The sequence below is a fragment of the Roseovarius sp. BRH_c41 genome (assembly GCF_000961715.1).
Lineage (GTDB): Bacteria > Pseudomonadota > Alphaproteobacteria > Rhodobacterales > Rhodobacteraceae > Roseovarius.
Genome location: NZ_LADY01000054.1, coordinates 1 through 6,159 on the forward strand (window position 1 = coordinate 1; position 6,159 = coordinate 6,159).

The 6,159-nt window shown below is 63.4% G+C and carries 6 protein-coding genes and 1 pseudogene; 3 read left to right on the forward strand and 4 right to left on the reverse strand.

Annotated elements, in window-relative coordinates; genetic code table 11:
- Together VR71_RS16265 and VR71_RS16270 are read right to left on the reverse strand one after the other, a co-directional pair.
- Window positions 1–474, reverse strand: a pseudogene (locus tag VR71_RS16265) (ISKra4 family transposase); the annotation flags it as partial.
- 195 nt (window positions 475–669) lie between these two features.
- Window positions 670–1,629, reverse strand: coding sequence for a hypothetical protein (locus VR71_RS16270; RefSeq protein WP_296430498.1), 960 nt, complete (start codon window positions 1,627–1,629; stop codon window positions 670–672).
- A 155-nt stretch (window positions 1,630–1,784) separates the two neighbouring features.
- Here VR71_RS16270 and VR71_RS16275 point away from each other — a divergent pair, with 155 nt between their 5' ends.
- Genes VR71_RS16275 through VR71_RS25180 form a run of 3 tightly spaced genes read left to right on the forward strand, consistent with a single transcriptional unit; the run spans window position 1,785 to window position 5,357 of the window.
- Window positions 1,785–3,446, forward strand: a complete 1,662-nt coding sequence (locus VR71_RS16275; RefSeq protein ID WP_045685782.1) for a Mu transposase C-terminal domain-containing protein — start codon at window positions 1,785–1,787, stop codon at window positions 3,444–3,446.
- 1 nt (window position 3,447) lies between these two features.
- Complete coding sequence (locus VR71_RS16280) at window positions 3,448–4,329, forward strand: TniB family NTP-binding protein (RefSeq protein ID WP_045685783.1); 882 nt, start codon at window positions 3,448–3,450, stop codon at window positions 4,327–4,329.
- A complete protein-coding gene (locus VR71_RS25180; RefSeq protein ID WP_296430497.1) occupies window positions 4,326–5,357 on the forward strand; it encodes a TniQ family protein in 1,032 nt (343 codons plus the stop codon). The genes VR71_RS16280 and VR71_RS25180 overlap by 4 nt, the downstream gene beginning before the upstream one ends.
- Here the strand turns inward: VR71_RS25180 and VR71_RS16290 are convergent.
- Both VR71_RS16290 and VR71_RS16295 read right to left on the reverse strand, forming a co-directional pair.
- Window positions 5,354–5,962: an SMC-Scp complex subunit ScpB gene (locus VR71_RS16290; RefSeq protein WP_045685784.1), complete on the reverse strand. Its 609-nt coding sequence runs from the start codon at window positions 5,960–5,962 to the stop codon at window positions 5,354–5,356. The genes VR71_RS25180 and VR71_RS16290 overlap by 4 nt on opposite strands.
- 2 nt (window positions 5,963–5,964) lie before the next feature.
- Window positions 5,965–6,159, reverse strand: a 195-nt coding sequence (locus tag VR71_RS16295; RefSeq protein ID WP_045685785.1) for a DUF1403 family protein, incomplete at its 5' end; no start/stop codon positions are given.

Below are 6,159 nucleotides of genomic sequence, written 5' to 3' on the forward strand. Positions count from 1 at the left end.
CCCGCGTTCCGACCAACGCATCTGCTGCTTTTTGACCATTCGCCTTGCGACCAAATTGTTGACGCTCGCTTCAGCGGCCGTTGAGGCGATCCGTTTCCTTTCGCGATATCTCGCGCCGTAGTTGGTTATCGAGCCCCGGTTTTGGTCGATGTAGATGCGCAAGTTCAACAGGCCGCCGCGTAGCGAGACGATCGCGGAGCTGCCCTGTTCATCTGCCTTCAGGTCGTGAAACAGTCGACCGACAAGGTCAATTGCCCTGTCTGTTTGACCATTCCAGAGACGCCTTCTCACCGCTGCTATGTCTTCCAGAAGCTCCTTCCGCTCGTTCGGCGGCAGTCGGCGCGCCCAACACTCGGCAGTCTGCTCGATGGGATGCAGCTTCATGGCAATGTGAAACCAGTCGAGGATGTGCTTGGCCGGCTGCGGAAGTGCTAATTTCAAGCGCTTCAAACAGTCCTCACCGTCAGAAATCACGGTGATATCGCCCTTGCCCTCGTATCCGAGACGTTTGAGAGCAAGCAGCCCTTCTGCCCCGTCGCAGAGTGCATGGCCGGTATTTGATCTTTTTCCGCATTAGCGCCGACAGCATCACCATCCTCCACATCCTCAATGAAGCTATGGACGTCGAGGCAATCCTCTTCCCCGACGGTTACCGCCCAGTCGAGGCCTTTATTTCGCTGCGCGCCACATCCGATACCGGCCCTGCCCGGTCATCTCGCGGATCAGGCAATGCGCTTCCATCCAGCCGAGGTTGCGCTGGATGGCGGCTCGGCTGGCTCCCGTCAGTGCCTCGGCCATCGGAGCGGATATAAGTGGCCACTCGGTCAGCACGGCGCGCAAGGCGCGCGGGGTCTTGCCCGAGAGAATGGTCATCGCGGCTTCAGCTCTTGCCGCCCAAGTCTCGATATCATCGAGGTGCCGCATAGCGGTCAGGCAAGCCGTCTCCATCCCGTCGAGCCACCGCGCCAGCCGGTCAGCGGGCGGGCCACCGGCGCGCAGCCCCCCTGCCCCGCCCATTGCCAAAGGCGCAAAGACCGCCCCCTTCCCCTCACTGGCTGCGATCCGTGCGGCCGTGACAGCCGCTTCCATCCGGTCGCCTTGTTGCCCAAGGCCCGCAAGGCTCCACAGGTGAAATCCCATTGCTGCGCGGGTTATCGGGTGCAGATCGTTGGCTTGCGCCATCAGGTCCAGCCAACCGCCCGCGCGATCCGCAAATGGTTCGGCCTCATCGCTGAGGTTCTCGGGGTCGCGGCGGTCGAGGAAAGCCGACAGGTCCACCTCGGGCCCCGGTCCACCCGTCAGCCGCCGCACGGCCCATCCGACACGCGCAAGCGCCGCTGTCTCGTCGTGAACGCCGGACAAGCGCAACGACATCCAGAGCGCCAGCCTATCAGGCCCGATGCGATCACCTGCGAACCAACTCAGATCTGCCGCTTCGATCAGGGCGAGTCTGTGCCGCCAACCCTCCGGCCCACGCCGAAGCCGCTCGTCCAGAGCACCTTGCCTGCCCGCGACGCGAGCAAGACGTGCCGCATGGCCCGCTTCTGCCTTCCGCCAGTCATCGAGCACTACGGTCTCGCTGGGCCCTGCTCGTGGCCCGGGAGGCAGATCGTCGGGCTCCTCTTCCATCGGGCCGGGCAGAAACCACTGTCGCTTTTCCTTCACGATTTCACTGCGTGGTTTTCACATGATTTCCGCAAGGTACCTCCGGAAGTGGCGCGGGTTTCTGCTTTGCGATTTCAATTTCATTATGGACTTCAATAGGTTTTGAAGGGCACGGCGGCATGACAGCGCTCAGCAAAGATCGGCCTTTGGAGCGGGCAGCTTACCGCGCTTCAGACGAGGCTTGGTCGAAGGCGGTTCGGATCGCTCGCGAACTTGACCGGGTTCTCGATGGCGACTTGCCGATGCGGGAGGCTGTCAGCCGGGCAGCGGTGGAACTGCGCCTTTCGACGCGTCAGGTCTACAATCACCTCGCCCGGTATCGGGAGGACCGCCGTGTCTCGTCGCTTCTTCCTCGGACGAATGGCGCGCGGCGTGCGAGGATATCGGCCAGCGTGGAAGCCATCATTTCCGACACTTTGCGAAAGATGTGGCTGCAGCCAGAGCAACCCGATCTCGCGCCCATCGTCGACGAAATCCGTGCGCGCTGTGACAGCGAAGGGTACAAGCCCCCGTCCTATGTCACTGTGGCCAAGCGGATCCCGCGCGTGTTCACCCCAGAGGAGATCGCGCGGCGGCGGCTTTCCGGTGGCAAGCATCTTCACCGCCTGAAGCCGCGTCCGGGATACATCCGTGCCGCCCACGCCCTTGAGGTCGTCCAGATCGATCATACCCCGGCCGACATCCAGTTCGTCGAGGTGATCGACGATCATGGCATCTTCGTTGGCAGACCTTATCTGACCATCGCCGCCGATGTGGCGACGAGTGCCATCATCGGCTTCTGTCTGACCCTCGAGCGTCCGTCCCGGCTCTCGGTCGCCTTGTGCCTTGCCCATGCGATATGCAGCAAGGATAACTGGCTGGCCGAACGCGGGATCGCGCACCCGTGGGTGATGCATGGCCGCCCTAAGCAGATCGTCGTGGACTCCGCCAAGGAATTTCAGAGCAGTACCTTTACGAAAGGATGCGCCGACTTCGGGATCACCGTCCGAACCCGGAACAAGGGCACAGTTCACCGAGGTGGGGTTGTCGAGCGCCTCCTTGGAAAAGTGAACACGGTGCTTCGCTCTCTTCCTGGCAAGACCGGACGGTCGATCGCGGATCGCGGCGACTATTCGTCCGATGAGAGGGCAAGTCTGACCTTCGCGGCCCTCGAGCGTTGCATCGCCCTGGCAATCGTCGATCACAACCAGACCCAGAACGCGCGCAAGCTGACTGTGCCTCGCCTCGAATGGGAGCTGCGACTTCCACCGACGGACCGGCCGATCGATGATCCTGACCAAGTCCTGCTCAACTTTCTCCCCCGCACAACACGCCGCATCTCTCCCCAGGGCGTCAGCCTGTTCGCCACCGACTACTTCGAGCAATGGCTTGGGCCTCTCGTCGCCCGCCGTGACCGGTTGCCACCTCTGGATCTATGCTACGACCCCCGGGACATCAGCCGGATCTACATCGCCGATCCCGACACGCGGATCTGGCGTCCGGTAAAGCGGCGGGATGGGGTGACCATGCCAATCACCCTTTGGCAGCATGAAGCCGACCGAGCGCGCACGCGAGAGAGCCAACAACGACCGGCGCAGGAAAAGACGCTTCTGCGCCGGGAAATCGCGGCGACCGTCGCCGGGGCCAAATCCAAGAAGGCTCACCTGCGGGAAATGACCAGGGCCCGACACGCCGCAGACGCGCCGAAGGCGTATCAAAATGTCGGGCAGGTTTCGGAGGCGACCCATACCGGACCAGAACCTGACCGACCCCGCCGCGTCTTTCCTGTGGAGACCTGGTAGCATGGCCGACCATCTCCTACCATCAACCTCAGCGTTGCTCGATGCGGATGCTGCCACCCGCATTGCTCATATTCGGGCGCCACGCTGGATAGGCCATACCGGTGCCTCTGCGGCACATGATGCGATGCGGCAGCTGTTGGAACGCCCGCCATCACTCCGTCCACGCGGCTTGTTGATTGCTGGTCCCTATCACAACGGCAAGACCATGATCGCCGAACGCTTCGCCGTCGAACATCTGCGCCGTGCCGACCGGCAAAGGGTCTGGGTCATCCAGACCCGGGAGGGGGCAGGCCTGTCGCATTTCTACGCCAGCATTCTGTCCGGACTGCGCGCCCCGCAAGCTGCCGGCTGGCGTAGCCTGTCCCGCGCCAGCGAACAGGTCGATCATCTTCTCGACAGCGTCAAGCCGCGCCTGCTCATCTTCGACGAATTCCACAGTGTTCTGCGCGGACGCCGACAGGATGTGAAGGCAATCTTCTCGTTCCTGCGGCGGATCGCACGCGTGCATGACATCTCGCCCGTGCTTGTCGGCGAAATCGCTGTCTATGATGCATTGCACGACACTGAAGAAATGGGCTCGCGGTTCGATACGGTCGCAGTGTCACGGTGGGGATTCGACGAAGACTTCGCCACGCTTCTCGACAGTCTCGAGGCCAGCATGCCGCTTGCGCATGCCTCAAACCTCTCACGACCTCCCCTGGCCAAAATGATCCATGATCTGTCGGAAGGGCTGATTGGCGAGGTGGTCGACATCGTCACCCGGACGGCGGTGGCAGCTGTTGAGAGCGGTGAGGAAAGGATCACGTCCAGCACCGTCATGGCCCTCGGCTATGTACCGCTGTCACGGCGACGGAACTCGGCCTTGCGCCATTCAATGACATGACCAGCGGTGCGCAGAGGATCACCGTCTCCCCGGCCCGCCGCTATAGAGTGGCCGCGGGGCATCGCTGGCCGGTGGACGTCCGGCCAGCTCCTGGGGAGCTTTTGTCAAGCTGGCTGCATCGGCTTGCACATGCCAATGGTGTGCCGCCGCGCTATTTTGGAGCGGTGCTCGGGGTGGCCGGCGAGACATGGTCGGCGCAACTTGACCGGCATCTGCCGGATTCTGTTCGTCGCTTGCTGCTCGACCATACGGCGATCTGCCCCGACGAGATCGACGGTCTTTGTCTGGCCAACAGTCCACTCTCGACCCTGCGCTTGCGGCTGCGGACCCGGCCGCAAGATGCAGGGACATCGACGGCGCAGTCCTGTTGGTTGCAGTTCTGTCCCTCCTGCCTGGGGGAAGACGAGGTGCCCTATTTCCGGCGGAGCTGGACCTTGGCAACCCGCGTGTCCTGCTTTCGCCATGGCTGCCGCTTGCGCGACCGTTGCCCGTCTTGTGGGCAGAGCCTTGCGCCATTTCGTCAGGCTCGCCTCGTGCCACAACAGTACTGCGCCTTCTGCGACGCCCCTCTCGCAAAACCGACTGGCCCGGCAAGCACGGGCGCCCGGCGCCTCGAGCGGCTGATCGACGATCTGCTGCGCCTTGATTCCGCTGAGCGCGCGCAGGACGACCGGAAGTCTCTTGCCGTGCAGCTTATGAAACACCCAGTGCCCGTCAGAACGGCGACATCAACGGTCCCATTCTTGTCGCATCGGGTTCGCTACAATTTCTTCCAGCGGTTGTCAGAGCGGCAGATCGAGGTAAGAGACCCCACAGAACGCGGCCCGCTGACCTTCTGGCTCGGGCTGGCCCGCGCCTCCGAAAACCACAAGGGGTTGGTCAGGACGCTCAGAGATCGGCTTGGCGAAACTGCCGGGCCGGTGCCGACCTCCTCCTCCAGAGAGCCTGATCTGGCCGCCTTGCTGCGGGCAGCAATCCGGCTTCACCAACGTCGCCGATTTCCTGTTGAGGCTTGGCCAGTCGCCTAACCTTCCGTGGCTTCCGATGGACCTGCTAAGCCTGCATCGTCCAATTGCTCGGGGTCTGGCAGGTCGCGCAAGGACTCCATCCCGAAGGCAGCCAAGAACGCCTCGGTGGTGACGAAGGTATAAGGCGCGCCACGGCGGGGTTCGCGAGGGCCGGTGCCGATCAGGTCCCGCTCGGCAAGTCGGCCGATCAGGTCACGGCTGATCTCTTTTCCGAAGATGTCCTTCAACCCGTCGCGGCTGACCGGTTGGTGATACGCAATCGCCGCCAGCACGGCCAGATCGTATTCCGACAGGTTCAGCGCTTGGCCGCCCACATCCGCCGCGGCGCGGATAGCTGGGGCATAGGCCGCGCGCGTGCGCAGCATCCACGCCTTGCCCACCTGTGCCACCTCATAGGGTCGGCCTTCCAGATCCACTACCAGATCCTCGATCAACAGATCGACTGAGGCACCCTGCCCCACGACCCGCGCCAGATCCTCGCGCGCCACCGGGGTCGTGCTTGCGAACAGCACCGCCTCGATCCGACGCATCCATTCCCGCCAGCGCAGCTCAGGGGGAAGAACGGGCAATTCGCGGTCAAGTTCTGTGTCCTCGCGCCGCCCCATGCTCAAACCCCGTACAGTCGGAACGTGTCCCGCCCTGTCAGTTCGCGCAAGACGCCGAGCGCCACCAGTCGGTCGCAGAGCCGTCGCGCGGCCCGATCCGACATGAAGGCCAATGCGCCCGGCACCAGCGCATCGCGCGACAGGAACAGATCGACCGCCCGGCCCGCCGCCTTGGCGCGCAGCTTCGGGGCCACCGC